This window comes from Archangium minus, from assembly GCF_044360475.1.
Classification (GTDB): domain Bacteria; phylum Myxococcota; class Myxococcia; order Myxococcales; family Myxococcaceae; genus Archangium; species Archangium minus.
The window spans coordinates 4443251-4469405 of record NZ_CP043494.1; the positions used below are offsets into that span (position 1 = coordinate 4443251).

Sequence of the window (26155 nt, forward strand, 5' to 3'; positions counted from 1 at the left end):
AAAAAGTAATTGACGCTGGGCACTGCTGCCCCTGTCTGTTCTCGCTCAATCGACGGAGAGCTCTCCGGACGCATCCAGCCCTCCTCCGGATGCCCCCAGCCTTCAGCAGGAGGCCGCACCGTCCACTCCTCCACCCGAGCTCGAGAGTGCTCCGGCCCCCAAGAAGAGCCTCTGGCGCTATTCGGACAAGGTCGGGTCCACCCAGCTCGACTTCGGAGCCTCGCTCGGGTTCAACAGTCCCTCGGGCATCTACGGCGCGGAGCTGGAGTACCGCATCCTTCCGACCCTGGGCCTCAACGTGAGCGGCGGCAGCGGCATGTGGGGCGTGCGCGTGGGCCCGCAGGTGCGTTTCTACCCGCTCGGGGAGGTGCCCCTCAGCCCCTTCCTCGAGGCGGGCACCAGCCTCAACTTCGGCGGTGGGACGTGGGTGGAGGTCAACGGCGTTCGGCGCGACGGCGACATGCTGCTCACACCCGTGGCCACCCTGGCGGTGGGCTCGCGCTTGAGTCTGGGTCGTCTGTTCTTCGTCTCCTCCCGCGTGGGCTGGGGCTGGCGGCTGCGTCAGGACAACTTCCAGATGCGGGATGGCCAACCGCCCGATGGCCTCACGGACGCCGCCATCTCGCTGATCCAGCACGGGGGCTTCCTCTTCAGTGGCACCCTGGGCGTCTCGTTCTTCTGAGCTCCTCTCCTGCGGGGCCTCCAACTCTTTTCCTCCCCATGTGTTGACGGACGTGCCTGCGTTTCCTGTACTCCCGAGGCCACGGTTTCCAGGCTTCGCGGTTCGCTGGGAGGTGCGGCATGTCCACCCGTCTCGTTGGGCCGCGCCCGGCGGAATCCTGGCAGCGTCTCGCATTGCTCGTGCTGGCCCTGGTTGTTTTCGCGCTCCAGATGGGCTGCGCAACGGGTGCGCCGTTGGAAGGCAGCCACGGAGGTTACCGGTACCGGCCGCTGGTGCCCCATGGTGTGAAGGCAGCTCCGTCCTCGAGGGGCTCTCCAGAGCGTCCGAGCCCGGCGCAGGATGTCGAAGTCCTCAGCGGGGCAAGGGTCGGAGAGCGGGCGCGGCAAGTGGAGGCGGCGCGCGCGGAGGCGCTGGTGTTGGAGCTTCGGCGGGAGGGGCGTGGCCCGCAGGAGGACGAGGCGGCAAGGGAATCCGAAGTGGACAGGGCCGTGGCGCGGGTGGTGGGTCTCTGCAGTGGAGTGGAGGAGCTGGAGGCGGTGCTGGCCTTCACCTTCTGGGTGGAAGGCGGCGCGCTGACACAGGTGGGGTACCAGGAACAGCGCGGCGGCGGGCGCGCTGGGCGGCCCGTGGACGCAGAGGGCCTGGCGCGGATGCTGCGCCGCGTCTTCACCGAGTACGCGGGCCGACGAACGGGAGAGGTGGTGCTGAGGCTGCGGCGCGAGGAGACGCGCTGGGCGATAGCCTACGATGCCACGCGCTCGTCAGCCCGGCCTCCCGAGGCCAGGACCCTCCCGGTGCGTACTCGAGGTACCCCGGCGAATACCTTCCTTGCCTTCCACGAAGCGGCCGGGAAGTGGGCGAGCGCTGTACGGGTGCCGGTTGGCGGCGGTGCTCGGGTGGAGCTCGAGGTTCGGCTGGAGGACGGTCGGCTCGCTGGTTGGGAACTGCGCGAGGTGCGGCGTACTCGCGAGGGGGCGGGAGGCAACCCACGGCCGCTCTCGCCCGAGACGATGGGGCCTCTCGTCCAGGTGTTGCTGCCCTTCACCGAGGGGCTGGGCGCGCGCACGGTGCACGTGGTGCTGAGCGCCGAGCACCGGCTGGGTGAGGCGGAGGTGCGGGGCCGCGTGGAGTCTGCGCGGGTGGAGCGCTCGCCGCAGCCACCCGGGCCGAGCTGGTACCTGTCCATGCATGAATCCGTCCTGCTGCGCTGGCGGGAGGGCGTGGTGGAGGGCTCGGCCTGGCTGGCGCAGTGGGGCGTGGAGGAGCTGACCCTCTGGTTGGTGGGAGGCATCATCGCGAAAGGCCTGGGCTTCTTCGCGACTGACGGGCTGGAGTGGGTGACGCGGGCGCTGGGTCGCGAGCCCGAGGTGGCGGCCGGGTGGTTGCGCACCGCGCTCAAGCGCCTGCCGGGAGAGGAGCGGGCGACCTTCGAGCAGCTCTGGGGGAAGGTGCTACTGGAAGGCGAGCAAGCGCTGAGCCGAAGCGAACGCAAGGCGCTGCGGGGCTTTTTTGTTCGACTCGAGCAGGCCGTCCAGCAACCGTTGGATGTTGACCTGAAAGGAAAGCTTCGAGAAGAGGCTCGCAAGTATTACGCGGAGCTGTACCCTCAGTTCGCCGAACTCTTGGAGAAGGAGGGCAAGGAGCTTCCCATCCACCACCGGCGTCCGCTTCAATATGCGCACCTCTTCCCGGATGAAAACATCAATGCCGGGGAAAACCTGGCGATGTTGCAGAAGTACGTCCATGAGGAAATCAACCTCTTGTGGGGCAAGTTCCGAAAGGCCAGGCCCAACCCGACAGCGGATGACGTGAGACGAGCAGCCGAAGCCATTGATAGGCAGTTCGAGCCCTGGTACCACCGCGCTATTGATTCGCCTGGAATGTTGAAGACCGTAGACGATGCCAGAGAGGCTGCATTACGCGAGCTGCGGAGTCGATTCCGTGGGCTCGAGTAGAAGGGAGATAAACGGATGGAGCAGCTCATGGCATTGCCTGGGTTGAAGCGGCTGATGGAGGTATGCCGGCGGTTGAATTTGAGGCTGGAGACCTCGCCGCCCGCTCGTGAACCGTTGAGAGCTGGGTGCTTGTTGGAGGGACTCCCCTTCGACCCGGTACTGGCGAGTGTCTATGCTCGCTTGGGGCACGCGGCTTTCGCCACAGACTTGATGGGGAAAGGGTGGATCCTCGACCGCTCCGACGACCAGGTTCACAAACTGGAAGAAAACAACAAGTCGTGGCGGGAGAGATGGTGGCAAGAGCTGGGCACACCCATGATTGTTTTCGGTGGCGATATCCATACCTATGCCACGGTGCCCGAACTCGCGGATGAGTGGGGAAGGCAGCCTGTGGTGCGAGTGGACACCTACGAGCCCGATGCCCACGTCATGCCGATAGCCTCGAACGTGGACCGGTTCTTCGACAGCTACTCACGCTACCTGGAAAATCTGGTCGCGGACGTGCGCTACCAAAAGTCGAGAGAGACGGAGCTTCTCTTCCCCTGGGATGCGACCGAGATTCTCGCGCGGGACGAGTGGTTGGTGGAGCTGATGCGTGCGGGCCGCTTCAACTCGTTGATGAAGAATGGGGACGACTCGACGCGCCGCTGGGCCGCCAGGGTCATGGGCACTCGGGTCAGCGGTTCAGGTGGGTGATTCCTGCCTCGAGCAGCGCGGCGACACCTCTTCGGGCCACGTGCACCACCTTGTGGCGGTGGGGCGTGCCCGGTGCCGTGTAGTGGCTGCTCACCTTGTGGTGCAGCTCCGTGGCGCCCCAGACGAGCACCAGGTCTCCCCACTCCAGGTCACTCTGCGCCTTGCCCGCCGTGCGCCGCTCGGTGCCGTCTACCATGCGCAGGTCGATGCGCCCGCCGAGCTTGTCTTCCAGTTCCTCGCGCACCGCCGGCGAGCCTCCCACCACCACCACTCGGCTCACCCCGTGGCGCTTGCATGCATCCAGGAAGGCCACCTCCGCCCGCCGGTTGTTCGAGCCCCCGCAGTGCTCACAGTGGCTGCGTGGCTCCACCAGCAGTGGCTCCCGCCCGCTCGCCCTCGCCACCTGCTGGCACTCGGACGCGGCGCATACCCGGTAGAAACGCTCGGTCAGGAGCTGCTCGGCCCTCGGCAGCTTGGTCTCGCTGATGCGTACCTTGCGGGCGCTGGTGAGTCCCGCCTCCTCCAGAACAGTGCGGGCGCGGTTGCGCGAGTCAGTGAGGGTGATGCCTCGCTCGGCGAACCATCCATCGATGTCCTTGTCCGCACTCACCGTTAGCCGTTCCTCGTGAAGAGCTCTCCCTGGATGGACCCCGCGGGTGGTGGATCGCTCACGCCGAGGGCCTCGCGCACCGGCGCGAAGCTGCGGCGGTGGATGGGCAGCACCCCTCTTTCCCGGATGGCCTGCACGTGCGAGGCCGTGGGGTAGCCCTTGTGCTCGGCCAGGCCGTAGCCCGGGTATTGGGCGTCCAGCTCCCGCATCATCCTGTCCCTCGTCGTCTTCGCCAGCACCGACGCCGCGGCGATGCTCAGTGAGAGCGCGTCTCCCTTGATGATGCCGCGCTGGGGCAGGGTGCACTCGGGAATCGTAAAGGCGTCCAGCAGCACGTAGTCCGGTTGGATGCCCAGCCCCTGTACCGCCCGGTGCATGGCCAGCAGGCTCGCCCGACGGATGTTGAGCCGATCGATCTCCTCCGCGTCCGCGCTCCCCACCGCCCACGCCACCGCGCCCCGCTTGATGGCCTCGGCCAGCTCGTCCCGGCGCTCCTCGTCGGCGATCTTCTTCGAGTCGTCCAAGCCCTCCAGCCTCCAGCCCTTGGGGAGGATGGCCGCCGCTGCGACCACGGGGCCTGCGAGCGGGCCCCTGCCTGCCTCGTCCACTCCAGCAATGTGGGTGTGTCCCTGCTCCCACAGCTCCGTCTCGAAGCGCAGCAGGTGGCGCAGGCGCTGGCCCTCGGCGCGGTTCTTCCCCTGACGGCCTCGGATGCGGCGGGCGAGCGACTTCGCGCCCTGGCGTGGATCCGCCTCCAGTGCCTCCAGGAGGCCCACGGGTACGGAGCGGGCCTGGGTAACGAAGCGCTCGGTCAGCTCCACGAGGGAGCAACGGAGGAGGTCTTCCACACTCGACATGACCTCCTCAACCTAGCGAGTCGGGGCGCCCCCGACAAACGCTGATTAAGCAATCAGCCGTTCGAGCGCAGCGTCCTACGGGTTGAGCTGGAGTTGGACGGTGTCGGGAGCGGGGTTGCAGTGGCACTCGTCGCACGTCCAGGTGACTTCCGCGGGGGCGCTCACCTTGGAGCCCGCGGTGGCCGTCAGTCGCACGAGGCCTTCGCCGATGTCCTCGTTCACCGCCGTGGTGACACCCTTCTCACCGGTGGTGCTGGTGATGGTGTGCCCCGTGTCCACGTTGGTGGCCGTGACGATGGCGTCGCGGACCGTACCGCCTCCCGCGTCCACCACCTCGACCCGCAGCGTGACGAGGTTGTCGGAGCAGGGATCACCCTCGCGCTTCACCCGCAGGCCCCCGTCACATGAGGCGAGGAGCACGAGGCCCAGAAAGAGAAATCGCTGGCGTGCCAGGAGCATGCGGAGGGATTGCGCACGACCCTCCGCGGCGGCAACGCCAGATGTCAGCTGGTGGGCGGAAGACGGGCCTGGGCGAAGCGCGAGGCGTCCGTATCCGGGTACCGGTCGACGATGTAGCGGTAGACGTCCTGGGCCCGTGCGGCTTCCTGCATGCGCTCGCCGAGGACGCGGGCCAGGAGCACGAGGGCGCGCGGGGCGAGCGGATCCTCCGGGGCGGAGTCCGCCGCGGACTCCAGGGCGTGCACGGCCAGGTCGTTGTTCCCCAGGGAGGCCGCGGCCTGTCCGACGAAGAGGTGCACCTCCGGGGTGATGGCGGATTTCGGCAGGAAGCCCAGCGCGGAGTAGAGCGAGAGCGCCTGGGAGACGTTGCGGGCGCGCACCGCCGCGGCGAGCTCTTGCACCCGGGCCTCGGTGGAGAGGGCGGGCTCCCCACTGGCCGCTGCGGGCTCCTGGGCCGGGGGCAGGGTGGTGGGGCCCACGTTCAGCACGGTGCTCGGCGCCGCGTTGGGCAACACGGGTTGGAGGTAGTCGTTTGGGGCGCCATACCCGAGGGCGTCTCCCCGCGTGTAGAGGAGCAGCCCGAGCACGCGCGCCATCACGAAGAGCACCAGGCACTCGAGCACCTGGGCGAGCCAGCGCGACACGATGAGCTCGAAGGCCACCTCGCGCAGGCTGGAGCTGACCAGGTGGACGACGACGTAGACGCAACCCAGGGTGAGCAGGGCGCCCAGCGCCACCCCATAGTCCCGCCCGAGGCGCACCATGCCGTGCACGCCCTTCAGCGGGTTGAAGATGTCGAGCAGGCTGTTGCTCGTCATCGCCAGCATCAGCGCCATGGGCAGGTAGGCGAGGGTGGTGAGTCCCAGCAGCCACGCGATGGGGTCGTCCAGGAGCGTCTCGCCTGGGAGCGAGTGGAACCTGCCGGTCGTGTAGAACATGGGATCGTTCAGCAGGCGATCCTTGTACTGGACGACGTCCCAGCCGCCGACGAACACCAGGTAGAGCAGCAGGGGGAGCCACACCACGCTGGTGGCCAGCACGCCCTTGAGTGCCGGCAGCAGCCAGTCGTGGAACACGTCGCCGTAGTCCGGGAGGGGCACCTCCGTCTCACCGCGCGTGGTGGAGCGCATGATGGTGAAGAAGCTGCCCCAGAAGAGGCCGGCACCGATGGTGGCGGGGAGCATCCGCGCCCCGATGAACGTGACCTGTGTCACGAAGCCGACGATGGCCAGCACCGCCCCGAGCCCCGCCGCGAACATCAGGCCCTGCCGGGTGAAGGGATAGCGCCACACCTGGCCCAGCCGGTCAGAGAAGGAGGCTTGCTCCGCGCGGTGGAGGATCAGCAGCTCGGCCCGGCCGCCACACGCGCGGCAGGCGAGGAGATCCACGGTCTGCATCCGTCGCGCCTCCACGCACTCCGGACAGAGTGCGGCTCCGCAACCGTCGCAGCGCCAGCCAGCAAGAGAGGAGGGGTGGCGTTTGCAGCGAGCGGGAGATTTCGGCGGCATGGGCAGGCTCCAGCGCGGAGCTTATCCCGGATCCTCCCAGAGCGTGCCCAGCCACGCCTGGTACGCGGCCTTCTGCGCGTCGGTGGGTTTGTCCACCCGGGCGAGCCACGCGGCGTCCGCGGGCTTCTGGCCGAGCGTCACGGGTACCTCTATCAGCTTGTCCCTGCGGAACACCGTGAGCCGGACCGTGTCACCGGGGGACTTGTCCTCGGTGCGAGACAGCAGCCCCGCCGCGTCCACCTTCCAGCCGTCGAGCGCCACCAGTTCATCATCCACGTACAGCCCCGCCTCCTGCGCCGGCGAGCCGTCCAGCACCGTGGCGAGCGTGGAGTTCCCCTTGGTGGTGACACCCAGCCAGCCCTTGGGCTTCACCTCGCCCTTCACGCGGGGAGGAGGACTGCCTCCCTTGTCGCTGGAGGACTCGCGCGGGCGGAAGCGCACCTCCAGGCCCACGTGCGAGAAGACGGAGTAGTCCAGCTCCTCCGTGCTCCGGACCGCCCGGTCGAAGAAGGCGCTCAGGTCCTTGCCCGCAAGCTCCGAGGCGGCTGCCTCCACGCCGTCCTCGGGCACGCCGGACTCATCGCCGTAGCGCTGCCACAGCAGGCGCATCAGATCGTCCAGGCCCCGCGCATCGCTCGTGGCGCGGCGCAGCTCCAGGTCCAGCAGCGCGGCCACCACCTCGCCCTTGAGGTAGTAGGAGATGGCGCTGTTGGGCGAGTGCTCGTCTGGGCGGTAGTGCTTCACCCAGCTCACCAGGGAGGCCTCGGCGAGCGTCTGCGTCTTACGGCCCGGTGTGGCGTGCAGCGTGGAGAGCGTCTCGCCCAGGCGGACGAGGTAGCGGCTCGCGCTCATCAGCCCCGCGTGCAGCACGAAGCGGTTGTCGTAGTAGGACGTCGCCCCCTCGAAGGCCCATAGCAGCGAGGTGTAGTTCTCCTGGCTGTAATCGAAGGGGACGAGCGCCCGGGGCTTCACCCGCTTGATGTTCCACAGGTGGAAGTACTCGTGGGCGGCCAGGGTGAGGAAGTCCTCCCACCCTCGCGGGCTCTGCAGCCCCGCGCGCGGGAAGAGCAGCGCCGTGGAGGCCTTGTGCTCCAGCCCTCCGCGGCCCTTGTCGGTGAGGTAGACGAGGAAGACGTAACGCTTCAGGGGCAGGCCGCCGAACATCCGCGCCTGAGCCTCGCAGATGCGTTGCAGGTCCGAGCACAGCCGGCCCGCGTCCGGCACCACGTCCCCCCAGACCACCACCTCGTGCGGCACGCCCGCCGCCGTGAAGGTGTGGGGCGTGTGGGGCCCCACCTCGAAGGGGCTGTCCACCAGCTCGTCGTAGTCCTTCGCGACGAAGGCCTCTCCCCGGCGCTCCAATGCGGTGAAGGGCGTCCAGCCCGAGGGGGCCTCCACGGTGACGTGGTGCTCCAGGCCTCGCGTGGCCTCGGTGTAGAGGAAGAGGGTGGCGCCGTTGAAGTAGCCGTGGCTCCCATCCAGGTGGCTGGTGCGCACGGTGAGCTCGTTGGCGTAGACGCGGTAGCGCAGCGTCACTGCTCGCCCCTGCGCCTGGACGCGCCAGGTGCGCTTGTCCTGGCGCCGCACCTGGAGGGGCTCGCCGCCCGGGCCCGAGGCGCTCATGTCCTGCACGTGGCGCGAGAACTCGCGCACCAGGTAGCTGCCCGGCGTCCACACTGGCAGCACGGCCTCGAGCGCGTCCGGGCCCGCGGGGAAGGTGGCCTCCACCTCGAAGAGGTGCGAGTGCGGGCGGAGCATCGACACGCGATAGTGGACCGCTTCCGTCATACCGAGCCCTCCAATCGGGCGAAGGTGACATCATCCCACGGGGCGGGCCGGGCCGCCTCCCTGGGACGCTACTTCGCGCGCACGAGGATGGCCCCGAAGAATCCATCCGTGCCGTGTTGATGCGGGGCGAGCCGCAGGAAGGGCCCCGGGCCCACCTTCGCCCCCAGCTCCGCACCGAGCTCCTCCGCCACCGGACGGACTGAGTAGTCCGGGTGCCTGGCGAGGAAGTCCTCCACCACGGCCTCGTTCTCCTCGCGCAGGATGCTGCACGTGCCGTAGATGAGCCGGCCTCCCGGCTTCACCATCTGGGAGAAGCGCTCCAGCAGCCGCTTCTGCCGCGCCACGTGGTCCTCAATCATCTCGGGCGTGAGGCGGTAGCGCGCGTCTGGCTTGCGCCGGAAGGTGCCCGTGCCGCTGCACGGCGCGTCCACCAGCACCCGGTCCGCCTTGCCCTTGAGGGGCTCGAGCGCCGCGTCTGCCTCGGGGCCCTCGGCGGGGATGACCTGGGTGCGCACGTTGTGCACCCCGGCCCGGCGCGCGCGCTTGCGCAGCTCGTCGATGCGGCCCTCGTCCACGTCCAGTGCGTGCAGGTCGCCCCGGTTCTTCATCTGCACGGCGAGCTGCAGCGTCTTGCCCCCCGCTCCCGCGCACGCGTCCACCACCCGCGTGGGCGGCGCGTCCACCAGCATGCCGAGCAGTTGGCTGCCTTCGTCCTGGAGCTCGAACCAGCCGTCGCGGAAGGCGTCCAGCGAGAAGGCGTTGGTGCGCGTGTCCAGGACGAGCCCGAGCGGTGACAGCGGGGTGGGGGTGACGCTCACGCCCTCCTTCTCCAGCAGAGCGCGGAGCTGCTCACGGTCACCCTTGAAGCCGTTGAGGCGCGCGGTGAGGGGCGCCCGCTCGTTCATCGCCTCGGCGGCGCGCTCGGCGTCCGCGCCGAACACCTCGCGGAAGCGCCTGGCCAGGAAGTCCGGCAGCGAGGCGGCGATGGCGAAGCGCTTCTCCGGCGGGAGGGACTCCAGCGCCCGGGCCGCGGTGGGGAGTGCGGCGAGTGCGTCCGCGTCCTGGCCCGTGAGCGCCGAGGTGCGTGCCACCACCTCCGGGGGCTCGCCGTGGAGGATGCGCGAGGCGGCCAGCCGCAGCACGTCCTGGCGCGTCTTGTCCAGGCGGATGAAGCCGCGGTGGGCGTGCTCGAGGAGGAAGTCCACCGTGCGCTGGCGGCGCAGCAGGGCGTACACCCGCTCGGCGACGGCCCGGCGCTCGTTGGAGTAGAGGTTGCGCTTGTGACGGAGGGTGAAGTCCAGGGCCCGGTCGGCCAGGCGACCCTCGTGGCGGACGAAGCCGTAGGCCTCGAGGCACGCCTGAAGGACGAGGTCCTCACGTACCGGGCGAGGCGCGCGCGACGCCTCACCGGCGGGGGAGTCTCGTCGGGGCTGGGGGGCCCGGGTAGGCGGGCGGGGGTTCTTCTTCATGAAAGGCTCCGGGGGGCCCGGAAGGCGGGCCTGCACTGTCGGCAGGCAGGCGAATCGCATCCCGGGGGCTCAATGACAAGGGTGGAGGCGCTCCTTGGCGTTTCCAGGGCGCCTCCGCCCTCTCCCCTGGCCTCCCGGCTAGCGGCGGCGACGGCGGCGCAGGACTCCGGCGAGCACCCACGCGCCCATGGGGAAGAGCGCCATGGCCGGCCCGGCCGAGCAGCCCGGAGGCGAGTTCGGGTCCAGGTTTTCCGAGTCATCCGGGCCTGTGGGCAGCCCAGGGTTCCCGGTCACAGGGTCCGGATTGGGGGTGGACGGCGGGGTCGGACCCGGCTGCTCGGTTCCCGGGGGGCCCGAGGGCTCGGACGGGCCCGGCTGCTCCGGCTCCGCCTCGAGCGGAGGAAGCTCCTTGGTGAGGGTGAAGCTGTCCAGCGTCTTGCCCGAGGGCGTCAGCACCTGGGCGGAGAGGGTGCCGTCCTCCACTGTCACGTCGAGGTAGCCGTGGTCCTTGTCGTTGCGCAGAGCGGCCCAGGACGGCTTGCTGCCCTCGAGCGGGCGCAGGGACGCGCCGCCACTGCCTACCACGAGGTAGACGGGCTGGCGGGTATTCGAGGGCGCCACCGAGGTGCCCTTCATGGGATGGGTGCGCTCGTAGTGGTGGTCGTGCCCGGTGAGCACCAGGTCCACCCCGTGCTTCTCGAAGAGGGGGGTGAACTCGCGGCGCATGAGGAGCTGCGAGCCGTGCTCACCGCTGCTCCAGGGCGGATGGTGGAAGAAGACGACCTTCCAGGGGGCGGTGCTGGCGGCGAGGTCCTCTTCCACCCACTTCTTCTGTGCGGCGAGCGTGCAGCGGTCCGTCGAGGACAGGCCGATGGCGCAGTTGGAGTCGATGGCCACGAAGTGCACGTGGCCCCAGTCGAAGGAGTAGTAGTACTCCCCACCGCTCTTGCTGGTGGGCAGGTAGAGGTTGTCGAAGTAGGGCTGGCCCTTGTTGGTGACGTACTCGTGGTTGCCAGGGACGGCGAAGAAGGGCACCTGCGAGAGCAGCGGCGCCATGGGCACGAAGAGGTTGTTCTGGAACTCGGCCTCGGTGCCAGCATCGTAGGCGTTGTCGCCGAGCATCAGGAAGAGCTCGGGCTTGCGGGCGAGCATGGCATTGGCCACGTTGCGTTGGTTGGCATTGTTCATGCCGAAGTCGCCCACGGCGGTGAAGTGGACGCGGCGCGTGCCGGGGACAGGCGCGGTGGAGAAGCGCACGGGGTTGGTGCGGGCGCCGCAGGCATCCACGAGGTAGGTGTACTCGGTGCCAGGCTGCAGGCCGTTGAGGACGATCGCGTGGTTACGGCTGCTGGACGCTGATTGAGCGGACTGATCCGTGAGGCCGTTGGTGCCGTAGCGAACCGAGGGGACGCACGAGGCATCGAGGCGGAAGGCGATGGTGGCGGTATCCGGGCCCACTCTCTGGAGGTAGGGCTGACGGGTCAGGCTCGCGGCGCTGGCACTGCTCGCGGTGAGGGTGAGCGCGGCGGCTGTGGCGCCGAGCGCCAGGGAATACAGACGGTGCATGGAGCCTCCTGTCCGAGCCATTCGGACCGGGGTTGCAACCGTCCACCGTTGGACATCCATCCGCTCACTCGCGGTCGCTCGCTCGCTGAGCGGCGGGGCGGCGAGGGCTTGATGGGCCTCTTCCGAGGCTTCACACAATGGAGGAGGGGAGAGGGCTCCCCTGCCTCCAGGTCGTGTGCTTCAGGGCTTCTTCACGTCGTAGGAGATGAGCTCCTCCGTCCGCTCGCCCGTCTCCTTCACCTTGCCGACGCCGGGCACCAGCCAGTACGTGCGCACCGGCTCGTTCTTGTCCTTGCGCTCGCGCTTCAGGCGGATGGCGTTCGTGAAGGTGCCCGCCTGGGTCGTGACGGTGTCGTTCACCGCCTCCACGCTCCAGATGTACTTCTTCTTGTCGGTGTCATCCTCCCGGGAGCTGTTCGGATAGCGCGTCAGCTCGTTGAGGCTGGACTCGACGTTCCACCCCATGGGCCGCTCCTGGTCGAGCGACTTCATCGCCGCGGGATTCCAGGTCGTCACCCGCGCCAGCGCGCCCGCTTTGTGGTCCTCCTCGCGCAGGCGGTACACCACTCCGTCCTTCGCGATCTGCCAGGACAGCTCCTCCAGGTGGGGCTGCGTGCTGCGCATCGCGACGGCCGTCATGGTCGTCTCCGGCACCGGCTGCTCTCCCAGCACCTCCACCCGCTTCTCGAATCGCCCCAGCTTCGGGTCGTCGATGCGGTACGTCCACGTCGAATCCTTCGTGAGCGGCCAGAGAGTCGTGAGCGTGGCCGGTGTGTCCGTGCCATCTCCCGGAGGGGTGTCCGGCAGATCCACCGTCCCATCCGGGTTCGTCACGGCCGGCGGATCCTGATTCTGCGTGGGCAGGCTCCCGCCCTCGCCACACCCCACCCAACATCCCACCGCCACCAGTGCGGCCCACCTCCAACGCCTCATCCCCGCTCCTCCCAACTGCCCTTGCCAGAGGGCATTTCCATCCACCGCAGTCCCCGGAGGGGGCCGCCCGCCGTGCGGCTCAGCGCCGACGCGAGCATCCCCGGCTCCTTCTCCTCCACCTCGAGCTCCAGCCGCCGCCCGTCGAAGTCCAGCGCGCAGCTGCGGACCAGCACGTTGCGCTCGCCGAGCGCCTTCCTCAGGATCGCCTCCGCGCCCACCAGGTCATCCGCCTGGGCCGACACCAGCATCCGCTGCTTCGGCGCGGTGGCCTCCTTCTTGTCGAAGAAGTCCAGCACCCACAGCAGCACGCCGACGAACACGGTGCCCACTCCGGCCAGTCCCAGGCTGCCGTGTCCGCACGCCATGCCCAGGCCAATCACCAGGAAGAGGATGGCCGCGTCGCGCGGATCCTTCAGTCCCGAGCGGAAGCGCACAAAGCCGCCGAGCCCCACCAGGCCGAAGGCCTTGGCCATGCTGTTGCCGATGACGGCGGTGATGACGGCCGCCGCGGTGCACAGCAGCACCTGGGCTTGCACCATCTCCGCCTTGGGCAACGGCTTGCCGGTGAGCAGTCGCCACGGTCGCAGCGCGAGCACCGTGCCGAGCGTCACCGCCGCCAGCAGACGCGGCACCATCATGCCCGCGTCCTGGAGGGAGATTCCGGAGGACACATCGTTGGCGAGCTCCGAGAAGAACGGCTCCATGGTCCCGTTCCTTTCTGGTTCAGAGCGCCGGCCGTTGTGCGTCGTCCGCTGCCATCCGCTGGGCCATGCGCTCCGAGGGCTGCACGGCCGTGTGCGCGGCGGCGATGATGCGGTAGGCGTTGCGCAGCACCGGCAGGCGGCTGGAGGTCAGCGTGAGCGCGCGCAGCACGAGCGCCTCGGCACGCTCGCAGAGTGGCAGCCCCTCCAGCGAGGACACCACCGTGGCGGGCCAGCGCGACACAAAGGCCTCTCGCAAGCTCCACGCGCGCGGGTCATCCAGCCCGTCCAGCGAGTCGAGGGCCTCCTTTGTCAGCGGAGCGCCGCGCTCGCGCAGGGCGTAGGCCTCTTCGGTGGTGAGTCCCGTCAGTGAGCGCAGCACCAGCTTCAGCGCCTTGTCCTCCAGTGCCACGCGCAGCTCTCGCGCGAAGGGCGTGTCCAAGCCTTGGATGCTGCGCAGCACCGCCAGCCTGTTGTGGGACAGCAGGCTCTGGCGCAGGGTGTCCGCTCGGGCCGAGTCCAGGCCGGTCAGGCTTCGCGCCACGTCCGTGTACAGCCCGCGCCGCACGCCCAGCTCCCGCGCCTCCCAGGCGGGCTCGTCATCCACCCCGGCCAGTCCGCAGAGCACCTCGCCCAGGCGCCCCTCACGCAGGGCGTGCTCGCGCAGGGCCCAGGCCTCGGGCGAGTCGTTGCGCTTGAGGCCCGAGAGCACCTCCGCGGGCGCGTGCGTGTAGAGGCGCTCGCGCAGGGCCATGGCCTGCGGCACCGAGCTGGCGCCGAGGCTCGTGGCCACTTCCTGCGGCACCACCTCCGCCAGCAGCTCGCGCAGGGCCCAGGCTGGCTCGTCGTCCAGGCCAATGAGGCTGCGCACCGTGAGTCCCGGGAAGCGCTCCACGAAGCCCAGCCGTCGCTGGTGCGCGGCGAAGCCGGGGATGCCGCCCAGCAGCCACACCGCGAGCTGGGGCTCGCGCACCTCGAGGTCGTCCAGCAGGCGGAAGAAGTGCTCCTCCACGTCATCCACCTGCGTCGGCACCCGCACCGGCGCGTCGCGAGGAGGGGTTATCCGCTGCGTCGGCAGCTCCCGCCCCTCCAGCCGCGCCACCACCGCCTCGACGATGCGCTGCTCCAGCACGTGCAGCGGCTGATCATTGTTCTCGATGACGAGCCAGCGCGCTGGATCCCTCCGCGCCATGTCGAGGAAGGCCTCTCGCGTGCGCACGGCCAGGCCTGCTCCGGCCAGTCCCTTGCGGCTGTCCGAGTCCGAGGCCCGCTCGCTCTTGTTCTTCCCCAGCCGCTTGCGCAGCCGAGCCAGGTCCGGCTCCACGTCCACCAGGATGACGAGATCCGGCCACAGCCCCTGCGAGGCCAGCTCGCACGCCGGCTCGAGCGACTGGCCAGGCAGACCCCGCCCGCCACCGCTGAGGGCCAGCTGGGAGTAGAGGTAGCGATCGCTGATGCACACCTCTCCGCGTGCCAGCGAGGGAGCGATGACCTCCTCCAGCTGCTGCGCGTCGCGGGCCAGGTTGAGGAAGAACTCGGTGCGCGGCGACATCTCCAGCAGCGTCGAGTCCCGGGTGAGCTCGCGGATACGCCGGGCGATGGGAGAGCGCAGCTCCCCGCCCTCGCGCGCGTGGGCCACCCGGTAGCCGAGCCGCCGCAGCCGCTGCGCCAGGAGGTTGGACAGGGTCGTCTTGCCGCTGCCGTCAATGCCTTCGAAGTCGATAAACACGGTTGCTCAGCCCCCCAGAATCCCGTCCGCGACGAAGTCGTGGACCCTCGCCATGCCCTCGGCGAACTTGCTGTACGCCGGTTCGCGCCCGGGGTTGAGTGCCGCGAGCCATTCGGGCAGCTCCTCTCCCAGGTGCTTCACTTCCACCACCACCCGCCCGTCCAGGGCCAGTGGCTCGCCCAACCGCTCCGCGCTCAGCGTCCTCTCGCTGAGTGCCAGCTCTGATGAAACCCGGTGGAAGCCGATGTCCCGGTCCACCGTCACCCGCCACGCTTGAGAGCACTGGTACACGTGCCGCCGGTAGGTCACCGCGAGCACCGGAATCAGTCCGCCCCCGGCGATGAGCGGCAGCAGTCGCACACCGCCCTGCAGGGCCTGGCCGAGCTGCGCACGCGGCACCCATACCCGGCGCTTCTGCGTGACGCCGTTGCGCTCGCGCTTCACCTCCAGCACCACGCGCTCCACGCCACCGGCGCCCACGTCCGGCGAGTACTCCTTGGTGCGCACCTTGAGGCAGTCATTCGGAGTGCGCAGCGAGCGCATGGCCAGCGGGTAGCCCGGCTTGTCGAAGTAGACGGAGGTGATGCGCGTGGGCGGAGACAGGTAGCCGCCCAGCGACGCGGAGAGCCGCGTGCACAGGGCCACCGCCTCGTTCATGTCCACCACCAGCTTGAATTCCCGTCGCAGCTTGGTGACTTGTCCTTCTGCGAACTGGAGCATGGTCGATCTCCGTTCCTAGAAGCGCATGGCGAGCTGCAGCGAGTACTCCAGGCCCGCCGCCTCGTCGCCCGGGCGCAGCGCGTGCTCGGCTTGCAGCTGGGCCTTGAAGTGCTCCGAGTAGAGGACGTTGAAGCCCCCCACGACGCCATAGCCACGCGCCTTCAGCGGGCCGAGGAGCTGCAGCGTCTCGGCGCCCACCACGGGCTGCACCGCCCACCCGTCCTCGCCCACGGGCAGCGTGTAGCTGGCCAACCCCAGCTGCGCGTTGAAGGGCCCCACCGAGAGCACCCCGTTGACGTACTCACCTGACAGCTCCAACCCTCCCAACCGCAGCGCCGCATCCGCTGTCACCGCGTAGTTGCGGATGCCCTTGAAGACTTCCGTCATGTAGCCGCTCGCCCCAATGGTGAGGACCTTGAAGGGACGCACGCTCACTCGGAGCGCGGCGTCCTCGCCGTTGATCGTGTCTGTGTCCTCGTCCCTGGCGCCCTGGAAGACGCCACCGGACACCTTCAGCTTCCAGGCCTGCTTGATGCTCGCCTCGCCCATCAGTCCGAGCCGGCGACCGCCCAGATGGTGTGTATCCTCCAGGTAGTCCGCCACCAGTCCGCGCCGCATCAACGGCAGCCGCCAGGAGGACTCGAGCTCGCGCTCCAGGAAGGGTGCCTTGAACTGGCCACCGTAGAGGCGCAGCCGCTTCTTTCCATCGGCGACGCGCACGAAGGCGTCCTTGAGGATCGACTTGGACGACAGGTCCGCCGTCACCTCCGCGTCCACGTGGGACAGCGAGGCTTGCAGGCCCACGCGCGCGGACGCGATGGACAGCGAGCGCTCGTATTGATCGCGCTCGTCCGCGCTCACCCGGGCGTAGACGCGCCCGAAGGGGCGAACCTGCAGTCCCTTCGTCTTCTCCTGGTTCGCGGACTGGCCCTCGCCGCCCTCGGAGATGGGCTCCGTCACCGCGCCAGCCCCGGGCTTCGGCTTCTTCTCCTTGGGCTTCGGCGCGTCCACCGTCGGCGTCAGCTGCGCTCCCGGCGTCAGCTCCGCGACGGCTGTCGGCTCTGCTTCGGGCGTTGGCTCAGCCTCCGGTGCCGCTTGTGCTTCGGGTGCCGATTCCGGTGCCGGTTCAGTTTCCGGTGCCGGTTCCGCCTCCGGAACAGGCTCTGCCGCCAACACGGGCGTGCCCAGAAGGATGACCGTGGCGAGGAGCCCCCGACGTCCTTTGCCGCCCCATTTTCCCTCACCCATGCTCGCCTCCCCGCCCCAATCCGTGGGAGGGCTGTGCAACCGGGGTGCCCGGGTGGAAGGCGTCCAGGAGCCGACAGCCCAGCCCCCTGGCGTCCAAAAGCCACCGCCACCGGGGCGTTACGCAGCCGTTACCAGGAAGGAAATTTCCAACCGAGGGTGAGGCAGAGGCTTTCGAAGTTACTGCTCCACGGGAGGTTTGTTTTCAGCCTCCGTCGTGGCGGGGGAGGGATCAGCTGCCGCGGGCTCGGAGACCGCGGAGGGCTCCGGAGAGGGCTCCGGGGGAGGTGCGGGTGTTGGCTCTGCGGCGGAGGCGGGGGGGCTTCGCTCCTTCTGCGCGTCTCCCTTCAGGAGGTTGCGCACGGTGTACCCGAGCAGTGCCAGGCACCCGAGTCCGAGTACGCCCCATCCGAGCATTCGGGGCACCGGGGAGGCGCCCACCGTGAAGGCGGCATGGAGCACCTTGTGTCGGGTCGTCCGGAAGCCCACATCCAGGAGGTAGGGGCCCTCGGTTTCGGGCGTGAAGGTCGCCTCCCAGTGGCGCGCACCCCGCTTCACGGTGACGCTCTGCCCATGGTGGGCACCCGCTTCACGCAGAGTGAGAATGAGCGGACCCTCGAAGGGGGCGCCCTCGAAGCTGCCCACCTCGAGGCTGACGTGGAGGGGCTCACCCTTCCGGGGCACGGCCGGGCGGATGTTCCCCTTGAGGAGCTCCTCGGTGTCCGACCAGGAGAGCTCCAGCCCATCCTCATGGGGAGCGACCTCGATCTGATCGGAGGGTCCCCGGGGCAGCCACGAGTCCGCGACGGCGGCGGTGGCCAGCAACAGACCGGCAATCAGCAGAAATCCAGGGTTTCTCGCGGGTCGTCTTTGCCTCGCCCTGGCACGTCGCCTAAGATGCAACGCCCTGACGTCTTCCACTTCGCGCTTGCTCCCCCCGGCGAGCCACCCGGGATGAACCCTCAACTCTTCGGCAAATATCAGCTCCTCAAGAAGCTCGCCACCGGTGGCATGGCCGAGGTGTGGCTCGCGCGCCAGAAGGGCATCGAGGGTTTCGCCAAGAACGTGGTGGTGAAGCGGATCCTCCCGCACCTGGCCGAGGACGCTGAGTTCGTGGACATGTTCGGGAACGAGGCGCGCATCGCCGCCAAGTTCAACCACCCGAACATCGCCCAGGTGTACGAGTTCGGCGAGGCCAACGGCACCTACTTCATCGCCATGGAGTTCATCCACGGCGAGGACCTCGGCCGGGTGATGCGCAAGGCGTACAACGCCGGGGGGTGGATCGCCCTCCCGTTGGCCATGCGCATCGTGGCCTCGGCGTGCGAGGGCCTCTACTACGCCCACACGCGCGTGGATGAGGTGACCGGCAAGCCCCTGAAGGTGGTGCACCGGGACATCTCGCCGCAGAACATCCTCATTAGCTTTGACGGCTCGGTGAAGCTGGTGGACTTCGGCATCGCCAAGGCGGCGGACCAGGCCTCGGCGACGAAGTCGGGCGCCATCAAGGGCAAGTTCGCCTACATGGCGCCGGAGCAGGCCGCGGGCAAGCCGTTGGATCACCGCGCGGACATCTTCGCCATCGGGCTGGTGCTCTACGAGCTGCTCACCGGCACGCGCCCGCTCAAGCGGGATTCGGAGCTGGGCACGCTGCAGGCCGCGATGGAGTGCAACATCCTCCCGCCCTCTCAGGTGGCAGATGTGCCGCCGGAGCTGGACGAGGTGGTGATGAGGGCGCTGGCCAAGGCAGCGGACGATCGCTACCGGGATGCGCGCCAGCTCCAGCTCGCCCTGGAGGAGTTCCTCGTCAGCCAGCGCTGGGTGGCGGGCTCGGTGCAGATCTCCCAGCTGATGGAGACGCTCTTCGCGGATCGGCTGGACGAGGAGCGGCGCAGCGGCAATCCGGAGCCTCGGAGCGAGGACTCGATGACGGCGCAGCCCGTGCCGGTGGAGCCTCCGCCCGAGGAGCCCGCTCCGTCGCAGCGGAGCAGCTCACGTGTGGAGCCTCGTTCCTCCAGTCCTGCCACGGAGATGAACTGGGAGGCGCCACCGGGAGAGATGCCGCAGCAGCGGCGCACGGGTACTCGCACGGGGGTCGTCAACAAGCGCGCCGAATCGGCCCCTTCGCCCCTGCGCGACACGCCCGAGGTGCAGGAGTGGGAGGCGCCTCCGGCCACGGAGGTCCCCAACCGCCGTCGCACGAACAACGACGCTCCGCGACGCACGGGGGTGGGTTCCACGGCGGTGGGGCGCGCGCCCAGCCGCGTGGACGTGACGCGCGGCAGCAGCACCGAGGCTCCCCCTGTGCGGCGCACGGGCGTTGAGTCTGCCGTCCCACGGCGCACCGGGACCCGGGTGGCTGCCGAGCCGGCAGCGGACGCGCAGGTGCCTCAGCCCCGGCTCTCTCGGGGGGCTGCGGCCGTCAACCCGCGCTCGCGGCCCTTTGAGGACGACGAGGATCCCGAGCGCACGATGTTGCCTCCGCCGCCAGCGCCGGAGCCCGCAGAGCCTCCGCGTCGGCGCACGGGTGTAGCGCCTTCTCCCCAACAGGCCGAGCCTCCTGTGCGGCGGCGCACGAGCAGCCGCACGGAGATGCCCGAGGCGCCGCCCTCGCCCCGTCGGCGTACGTCCCATGTGGAGAAGGCCGAGGAGGCGGACGACGAGGCCAGCACTTCCAACTCCAAGCCAGCCAAGGGCGGCCGGTCGCTGCCCCTGAAGACCCTGCTCCAAGTGGCGGTGGTGCTGGCCGTGGGAGTCGTGGGGTTCCTCTATCGCCAGTCCCTGCTGGACATGCTCGGCAGCACGGCGATGGACGGGCAGGGCATCTACATCGACATGGAGACCAATGAGCCCGTTCAGGTCTCCGTCAGGCACAGCCAGTCCTGCGGCAGCCCTGTGCCCATCACCCAGATGACCATGGAGCCGACCCGCTCGTTGAAGCATGCGGCGGGCGCGCACCTTCAGGACACCGTCATCCTGGAGAACAAGTCCCGGGGCATCCGCAAGGAGATCACCTTCAACTACGGTGAGCCCAACGAGACGAAGACGATCCACGAGGAGTTCAAGACGGGTCACTTCAAGTTGACGTTGCGCTCCAACCCCAACAAGAGCTTCCCCAACACGGAGATCTTCCGTGAGGGGGAGAAGCTCTACCTCTACCAGCCCGGGCAGAAGTACGAGCTGGCCGAGGGAGAGCACCACCTGGAGCTCCGCGGTACCTCCTTCAAGGAGCCGGTGCCGGTGGATGTCGTGGTGAAGGCCGGCGAGACCGAGCAGAAGATGGTGGACGTGACGCAGTACCTCCAGCAGTAGCGTGCGTCAGTAGCGCGGCAGGCTGGGGTCCACCGCGCGGGAGTAGAGGTCGATTCCCCCGCGCAGGGACACCGCCTCCAGGCCGCGCGAGCGCAGGTACGCGGTGCCGTCCAGGCTGCGCACGCCATGGTGGCAGTAGACGACGACGGGCTTGCCTCGGAAGGACTCCAGCTCCTCGGCGCGCTCGTCCAGCTCCGGTAAGGGGATGAGCACCGAGCCTGGGAGCGCCACATAGGCGTGCTCCTCGGGGAAGCGCACGTCGAGCAGCACAGGGCGCGACTCGGGTGGGCCGGAGAGTTGGGCGGCGAGGGTGGCGGGGTCGATCTCCGGGATGGGCACGGGGTCTCCGTTCAGGCGGGTGCGGCGCAGAACCGCTCGTAGTCGATGAGCTCCACCTTCGCTCCGGGGGCACACACGGGGCACTTGGGGTCGCGCCGCAGCTTGAGCTCCTGGAAGCGGGTGCCGAGCGCGTCGAAGGTGAGCAGGCGCCCCACGAGCGGCTCGCCCACGCCGAGGAGGAGCTTGAGGGCCTCATTGGCCTGGAAGAGGCCGATGATGCCGGGGAGCACGCCGAGTACGCCGGCCTCGGCGCAGGACGGGGCGAGCTCGGGAGGCGGAGGGGAGGGGTAGAGGCAGCGGTAGCAGGGGCCCTGGCCGGGGACGAACGTGGTGACCTGGCCCTCGAAGCGGAAGATGGAGCCGTGGAGGTTGGGCTTGCCCTGCATGACGCACGCGTCGTTGAGCAGGTAGCGGGTGGGGAAGTTGTCCCCGCCATCCAGGACGAGGTCGAAGCCCTCGAGGATGCGCAGCACGTTCTGCGAGGTGAGCCGCTCCGCGAAGGGCACCACCTTCACGTCGGGGTTGAGGGCCTCGAGGGTGGCGCGGGCGCTCTCGACCTTGGGCTGGCCGGCGCGCTCGTGGGTGTGGAGCACCTGGCGCTGGAGGTTGCTCAGGTCCACCACGTCCGCGTCGACGATGCCCAGCGTGCCCACACCCGCGGCGGCGAGGTAGAGCGCGGCCGGCGAGCCCAGCCCACCCGCGCCCAGCAGCAGCACCCGGGCCTTGAGGAGCTTCGCCTGTCCCTCCTCGCCCACCTCGGGGAGGATGAGGTGGCGGCGGTAGCGCTCCTTCTGGGCGGGGGTGAGCACCACCGGCTTCTCCACCGGGAGGTGCGCGTCGCTCCAGCGGTTGAAGCCGCCCGCGAGCGAGGCCACGCGCGTGTAGCCCATCTGCTGAAGGGTGTGGGCGGCCAGGGCCGAGCGGGTGCCTCCGGCGCAGTAGAGGACGAGCTCCTCGTCGCGAGTGGCCTTGTCCTCGATGCGCAGCTCGAGGAAGCCGCGGGGGATGTGCACCGCGCCCGGCAGCCGGCCGCCCGCGTACTCGTCGCCCTCGCGCACGTCGATGAGCTTCATGGGGGCGCGTGCGTCCAGCAGGCGCTTGACATCCTCGATGGAGACCTCGCGGATCTCCCTTTTCGTAGCGGACAGCAGCTCGCGGAAGGTAGCGCTCATGGGGGCTCTCGTATAACCCGTGCCCGGGGTGAATTCCCTTCCGATGCTCGCCACCCCGACATCCGGCCTGGCGCGAAAGCGGATTGTCCAGAATCGCCTGGGTCTACCCCAGGACCTTGGGGGAGGGCCGTGCGTTTCTTCCACACGGGGCACACCTTCCGTCTGGGACAGATTCCGCCGGTGGACGGGCTGGATGGCAATTTTGGCGAGGGGCGTTATAAGGCGCCTGTAAGGAGACCGACCTACATGGATACGACCACGACTTCCGCTCAGACGACCCCCGCCCCCCAGGGCACGCCGGCCATCCCGGTGAAGCTCACCGAGGCCGCCGTGGCCCAGGTGAAGAAGGTCATCCAGGACCAGGGCTTCCAGGGCTACTTCTTCTCGATTCGGGTGGTGCCGGCCGGCTGCAGCGGGCTGGGCTACGATCTGAACCTGGTGCGCGAGACCAAGTCGGGCGACCTGACCTGGGAGCAGGACGGCGTGAAGATCGCGACCGACGCGCTGAGCAACAAGTACCTGGCGGGCACGGAGATCGACTTCGTGTCGAGCGTGACGGGGGCGGGCTTCAAGTTCAACAACCCGAACGCGAAGTCGTCCTGCGGCTGCGGGACCTCGTTCTCGACCTGATAACGGAACGCCACTCCCTCTCCCTCCGGGAGAGGGTCGGGGTGAGGGTAGCCGCTTCCTGAGCGAGCCCCTCGCCCCTTTTCTATTTCAAGGGCCTGTGTGCACTTCCGCGCGGAGCGCTCCGGAGCTGTCGAGACGTGGACCCACGACATGCACGCGCGTCGGCCTCCCTCCAGCGCCGTGACTACGGTGCGGCCACAACGCGAATCCGGGAGGAAGCATGGCGCGTGTGGCAATCGTCACGGGGTCGGACTCGGGAATTGGGAAGGCCTCCGCGGTAGCGCTCGCCGAGGCGGGCTTCGATGTGGGCATCACGTGGCACGAGGACCAGAAGGGTGCCGAGGACACCGCCGCCCAGGTGAGGGCGAAGGGGCGCCGGGCCGAGGTGCGCAGGCTGGACCTGAACCAGCTTCCGGAGGCTGGAGGCGTCATCGACGAGCTGGCGGATGCGCTCGGAGGGCTCGACGTCTTCGTGAACAACGCGGGAACGGGAAGCAGTGCCGCGTTCCTCGACTTGGGCTGGGAGGAGTGGCGCCACACGGTGCGCGTGGACCTGGATGGCGCGTTCATCTGCTGTCAGCGCGCGGCGAGACGGATGGTGAAGCAGGGGAGAGGAGGGCGCATCATCACCATCACCTCGGTGCACGAGCACGTGCCGCTGATGGGCTCCTCGGCGTACTGCGCGGCCAAGGGAGGGCTGGGGCTGCTCACCAAGGTGATGGCGGCGGAGCTGGGCCAGCACCAGATCACCGTCAACGCGATTGCCCCGGGGGAGATTTCGACCCCGATGACGGATCAGGACAACGTGAACCCGCGCACTGTCAGGAGACCGGGTTATCCGCTGGGCCGGCCGGGTGATGCGCGCGAGGTGGCGGGCCTGGTCGTCTTCCTCACCACCCCGGCGGCGGCCTTCATCACGGGGACGTCGCTCGTGATCGACGGGGGCCTTGAGTTGATGGCCGCCATCGGTGCGCACGGCCTGAAGAACGACGACTGGCGCAAGGTCTAGCGGAAGTCCCCTCTCCCTCTGGGAGAGGGGTACGATGAGCTTTGTTGAAAGGGCCTGTGATTCCGAGAGGTTAGGCCCTATTGCAAATTGTTCGTGTAGTGAATCTGTAGCTTGGCGGGTGCTGTAGCGAATCGGGCCAACGCATCGCTGTGCACTCTCTGTGAAGGCCCCCCCGGTCCGGTCTGCTGCTGTCCGGTATCAGGGGGCTGCAACGGACCTTCCTACATCCTGGGGGGCCTGTCGTCCTCAAGCGGGATGCTCGCCATCGCCCTGGCGTATTCGCGCTCAATCCACTCGTCCCTCGCCTTCTTCCGGGCAGCCTGCTCCTGTTCCTTCGTGGCGGGCGGTACGTGGGCGTAAAGCTCCCCGTTCACGATGCGCGACACCTCGCCCTGGGAGAGACCGAACCGCATGGACAAGTCCTCTTGGGTGAAGGTGCCCGTCCGCGCCAAGTAGCGAAGTTCTTGGACTTCCTGGGGGGTGAGCTTGCGCGCCCGCTCCTTCCGGTGGACCACCCCGCGAAGCACTCGGGAAACGCTCATGGGCGTAACGCCGAACTTGGCCGCCAAATCGGCCAGGGAGAGGGCGGGGTTTTGCTCCCTTGCCGTGCGGATGGCTTGAGCGTCGGCAAAGGTCAGCTTGCGGAAATTCGGTTGCTTCGATTCCATCCCAACCGGTTACGACCGCTTATTTGCGCTGTCAAAGAGCCTCGGGAGGGCGGATAGGTGGGGAGTCCGGCTTTCATTAGCTCCCTGGGATGCCCGCCGGACGTGCCGCCAATCACCGGCAGCAGCTAGGCCCCGCGCCCGGTCCGGTTGGGTTGGGCTGGCCTATCCCCTCTGTCCCATCCCTCGTCTATATGTGGCTACAGTTAGAGCTACTTACTGCTATATCACTCTACCAACTATCTCTTGCTGCATCTTTCTCTACTCTCTTCTTCCTCTTCCTACCCTACCAAGAAGAGAAGAAGAAAGAAGAAGAGTAGAGAGTACAAGGGGTTAGACACCTAGAAATTGGATGGGTGGCCCTTGTCCCGACTCTGCCCAGCCATGGCGCCGAGGCCACTTGTTGAAAGAACAAATGCGAGATGGGCCCTTTGCAAAGTAGCGGAGGCCCGAGGCGCCGCGTTCTGTAGTCCGTTAGGACGCTGGCGGAAATTAAACTTCCACCTTATGGCATTGCTCCGCTGTGCGACTGGCATAGAAGTTGGCAAAGTGATTTACGCCAGCGTCCTTATTAACCGACAATGCCGGATTCGTCGATTTCCAGAAGTTTCAGAAGCCTCTCAAGCCGGTGGTTGCGGTACGGCCAATCATCAACGGTCCCGACGTTACTGTTTGCATAGTTGATGCGAAAATTTGCTTGAGCGTATGCTCTGCTATCAAGGGAACGCAAAAGCCGAAGCAGACGTCCCTGAACCTCCTCAAATGAAGGCCGTAGTTCCGGCTTCGGCGACATGCAGTCGCGCACAAGGCGCTCGAAGTCGCCCGAAACTTGGGGATTTGGCGCGATGGCGTTACCCGCTTTCGCCCATCGCTTCCAATGATCGTCCCTCAACCATTTCTTTGAATTTCCTTCACGCGGGGTCGGCCACCAGTCACTAACGCGTTCGCCAATAGGGTGGATGCCACGGGTCATCACTTCATACATGATGACGCCAAATGAGAAGACATCCGAAGCACCATTAGCCTTGTTTTCGGACCACTGCTCCGGGGACATATAGGGCTTTGGCCCATCTGCTCGATCATGCTCCAAACTCATGTTCGCGAGCCCAAAATCGGCGAGGAGCGGGACCGTATACACGTCTTCAACTGGGAGGCCGTCGAAGTCGGAGCGATAATCTCTCATGAGCACATTTTGTGGCTTCAGATCCTGATGATTAAGAACACCTCGTTGTCTGCAATGGATCAGGGCAGCGCAGAGATATGACAGGGTAGAAAGCCGACCGGCATTCGAGAAACCTGCCTGCGGGATCCATTTAGAAAGATCACCGCTCGTGGCTCTATAGAGTGCTACAGGGGTGTCAAACACGATCTCATAATCAAAAGGATGGCAGACAAATTCATGAGAGAAAGTATTGTGTTGAATTTGGATTTCGCGCAGAAATCTCCGGTGGCGTTCCGCTGGGTTGTCGGATGGCGCTCTTGGCACCTTAACTGCAATGTATCGGGGATGAGCGTTTTCTCCTTGGTCGAAAAAGAAGACGGAACCGCACATTCCTCCGCTTCTGTGAGTAACCTTCCCGTATTTTGAAAGCAAAATTTCGACGAAGCGCTGGATCTCTTCTTCGGGAAAGCCTGAGTCGAGTAGGAATGCCATATGTCAATTCTCGGTTCGGGTTAAGCTGAGCAGACTTAGCTTTTCGTGTGGATCTTATGGCGGAGTAGGGCCCTTCGGAAAGACAATTTCGTTGGCGAGCATAGGAAGGACAGGAGCCCCCTTGGGCGTAGTGAGTGGGAGCAGAGCGGGAGGTGAGGGACGCTGACGGGGAGCCCATGAGCCGCACGCCGAGCTGGCGCAGAGCCTTTCATCTCCAGCAGACACACGCCTGTCCAGCCCAGCCGCTTTCCCAGGAGGGGCGCGGCAGGTGCTTGGCTCTCTTGGCTGGATGGGGCGACTTGCGCTTCAACACCACGCGCTCTGGGGTGGCCCTAGCGAAGGGGCCAAGTACGCACTCGCCCTGGGCAACCCCAGGTGCTCCACAATCGCTCTCACCCCTCCTGCTCCCTTCACGTACGCCAACACTCTTAATTTAGGATGCTGGCGTAAATTAAT

At 67.7% G+C, this 26155-nt stretch carries 23 protein-coding genes; 6 read left to right on the plus strand and 17 right to left on the minus strand.

The window, feature by feature from the left end; all coding sequences use genetic code 11:
• The first annotated feature begins 298 nt into the window (after positions 1-298).
• The 3 genes from F0U60_RS18325 (at position 299) to F0U60_RS18335 (ending at position 3333) form a co-directional block, all read left to right on the plus strand.
• Entirely contained in the window at positions 299-682 is a 384-nt protein-coding gene (locus F0U60_RS18325; RefSeq protein WP_395821584.1) for a hypothetical protein, read from the plus strand.
• A gap of 119 nt (positions 683-801) precedes the next feature.
• Complete coding sequence (locus F0U60_RS18330; protein ID WP_395821588.1) at positions 802-2637, plus strand: hypothetical protein; 1836 nt, start codon at positions 802-804, stop codon at positions 2635-2637.
• A 15-nt stretch (positions 2638-2652) separates the two neighbouring features.
• Positions 2653-3333: a hypothetical protein gene (locus F0U60_RS18335; RefSeq protein ID WP_395821591.1), complete on the plus strand. Its 681-nt coding sequence runs from the start codon at positions 2653-2655 to the stop codon at positions 3331-3333.
• Here F0U60_RS18335 and F0U60_RS18340 read toward each other — a convergent pair.
• The 13 genes from F0U60_RS18340 to F0U60_RS18400 form a co-directional block, all read right to left on the minus strand.
• A complete protein-coding gene (locus F0U60_RS18340) occupies positions 3314-3943 on the minus strand; it encodes a hypothetical protein (protein ID WP_395821594.1) in 630 nt (209 codons plus the stop codon). The two genes, F0U60_RS18335 and F0U60_RS18340, sit on opposite strands and share 20 nt — an antisense overlap.
• Before the next feature lie 2 nt (positions 3944-3945).
• Complete coding sequence (locus F0U60_RS18345; protein WP_395821597.1) at positions 3946-4800, minus strand: ribonuclease HII; 855 nt, start codon at positions 4798-4800, stop codon at positions 3946-3948.
• A 75-nt stretch (positions 4801-4875) separates the two neighbouring features.
• Positions 4876-5259, minus strand: coding sequence for a carboxypeptidase regulatory-like domain-containing protein (locus F0U60_RS18350; RefSeq protein WP_395821600.1), 384 nt, complete (start codon positions 5257-5259; stop codon positions 4876-4878).
• 44 nt (positions 5260-5303) lie between these two features.
• Positions 5304-6656, minus strand: a complete 1353-nt coding sequence (locus F0U60_RS18355; RefSeq protein WP_395821604.1) for a tol-pal system YbgF family protein — start codon at positions 6654-6656, stop codon at positions 5304-5306.
• 132 nt (positions 6657-6788) lie between these two features.
• Positions 6789-8555, minus strand: coding sequence for a M61 family metallopeptidase (locus tag F0U60_RS18360; protein ID WP_395821607.1), 1767 nt, complete (start codon positions 8553-8555; stop codon positions 6789-6791).
• A gap of 68 nt (positions 8556-8623) precedes the next feature.
• Entirely contained in the window at positions 8624-10024 is a 1401-nt protein-coding gene (locus F0U60_RS18365) for an RsmB/NOP family class I SAM-dependent RNA methyltransferase (RefSeq protein WP_395821609.1), read from the minus strand.
• Between the two features lie 138 nt (positions 10025-10162).
• Positions 10163-11590 carry a metallophosphoesterase family protein gene (locus F0U60_RS18370; protein WP_395821612.1) on the minus strand — a complete coding sequence of 476 codons (1428 nt, stop codon included), beginning with the start codon at positions 11588-11590 and terminating at the stop codon, positions 10163-10165.
• A 180-nt stretch (positions 11591-11770) separates the two neighbouring features.
• Positions 11771-12523 carry a hypothetical protein gene (locus F0U60_RS18375; RefSeq protein WP_395821615.1) on the minus strand — a complete coding sequence of 251 codons (753 nt, stop codon included), beginning with the start codon at positions 12521-12523 and terminating at the stop codon, positions 11771-11773.
• A complete protein-coding gene (locus tag F0U60_RS18380; RefSeq protein WP_395821618.1) occupies positions 12520-13227 on the minus strand; it encodes a DUF4956 domain-containing protein in 708 nt (235 codons plus the stop codon). Before F0U60_RS18380 ends, F0U60_RS18375 begins: the two co-directional genes overlap by 4 nt.
• A 19-nt stretch (positions 13228-13246) precedes the next feature.
• Positions 13247-14953, minus strand: coding sequence for a dTMP kinase (gene tmk, locus F0U60_RS18385; RefSeq protein WP_395821620.1), 1707 nt, complete (start codon positions 14951-14953; stop codon positions 13247-13249).
• Positions 14954-14959: 6 nt separating this feature from the next.
• Positions 14960-15673, minus strand: a complete 714-nt coding sequence (locus tag F0U60_RS18390) for a VTC domain-containing protein (protein ID WP_395821623.1) — start codon at positions 15671-15673, stop codon at positions 14960-14962.
• Between the two features lie 15 nt (positions 15674-15688).
• Complete coding sequence (locus tag F0U60_RS18395; protein ID WP_395821626.1) at positions 15689-16921, minus strand: hypothetical protein; 1233 nt, start codon at positions 16919-16921, stop codon at positions 15689-15691.
• A 177-nt stretch (positions 16922-17098) separates the two neighbouring features.
• Positions 17099-17743: a hypothetical protein gene (locus F0U60_RS18400; RefSeq protein ID WP_395821629.1), complete on the minus strand. Its 645-nt coding sequence runs from the start codon at positions 17741-17743 to the stop codon at positions 17099-17101.
• Positions 17744-17872: 129 nt separating this feature from the next.
• Between F0U60_RS18400 and F0U60_RS18405 the strand changes: the two genes are divergently transcribed.
• Positions 17873-20230: a serine/threonine protein kinase gene (locus tag F0U60_RS18405; protein ID WP_395821631.1), complete on the plus strand. Its 2358-nt coding sequence runs from the start codon at positions 17873-17875 to the stop codon at positions 20228-20230.
• A gap of 6 nt (positions 20231-20236) precedes the next feature.
• On the opposite strand, the gene F0U60_RS18410 is transcribed toward F0U60_RS18405, so the two are convergent.
• Positions 20237-20569, minus strand: coding sequence for a rhodanese-like domain-containing protein (locus F0U60_RS18410; RefSeq protein ID WP_395821633.1), 333 nt, complete (start codon positions 20567-20569; stop codon positions 20237-20239).
• Between the two features lie 11 nt (positions 20570-20580).
• Entirely contained in the window at positions 20581-21741 is a 1161-nt protein-coding gene (moeB, locus tag F0U60_RS18415; protein ID WP_395821636.1) for a molybdopterin-synthase adenylyltransferase MoeB, read from the minus strand.
• A 246-nt stretch (positions 21742-21987) separates the two neighbouring features.
• On the opposite strand from moeB, the gene F0U60_RS18420 reads away from it, so the two are divergent.
• The gene (locus F0U60_RS18420; protein ID WP_395821639.1) at positions 21988-22371 is read left to right on the plus strand and encodes a HesB/IscA family protein; all 384 of its coding nucleotides are present in this window, start codon (positions 21988-21990) and stop codon (positions 22369-22371) included.
• A gap of 220 nt (positions 22372-22591) precedes the next feature.
• Positions 22592-23380, plus strand: coding sequence for an SDR family oxidoreductase (locus F0U60_RS18425; protein ID WP_395821642.1), 789 nt, complete (start codon positions 22592-22594; stop codon positions 23378-23380).
• A 221-nt stretch (positions 23381-23601) separates the two neighbouring features.
• Here the strand turns inward: F0U60_RS18425 and F0U60_RS18430 are convergent, their stop codons facing one another.
• The gene (locus F0U60_RS18430; protein WP_395821645.1) at positions 23602-23922 is read right to left on the minus strand and encodes a MarR family transcriptional regulator; all 321 of its coding nucleotides are present in this window, start codon (positions 23920-23922) and stop codon (positions 23602-23604) included.
• 694 nt (positions 23923-24616) lie between these two features.
• Positions 24617-25699 (minus strand): protein kinase, encoded by a 1083-nt coding sequence (locus tag F0U60_RS18435; RefSeq protein ID WP_395821648.1) that lies wholly within the window; start codon positions 25697-25699, stop codon positions 24617-24619.
• Positions 25700-26155 lie beyond the last annotated feature (456 nt).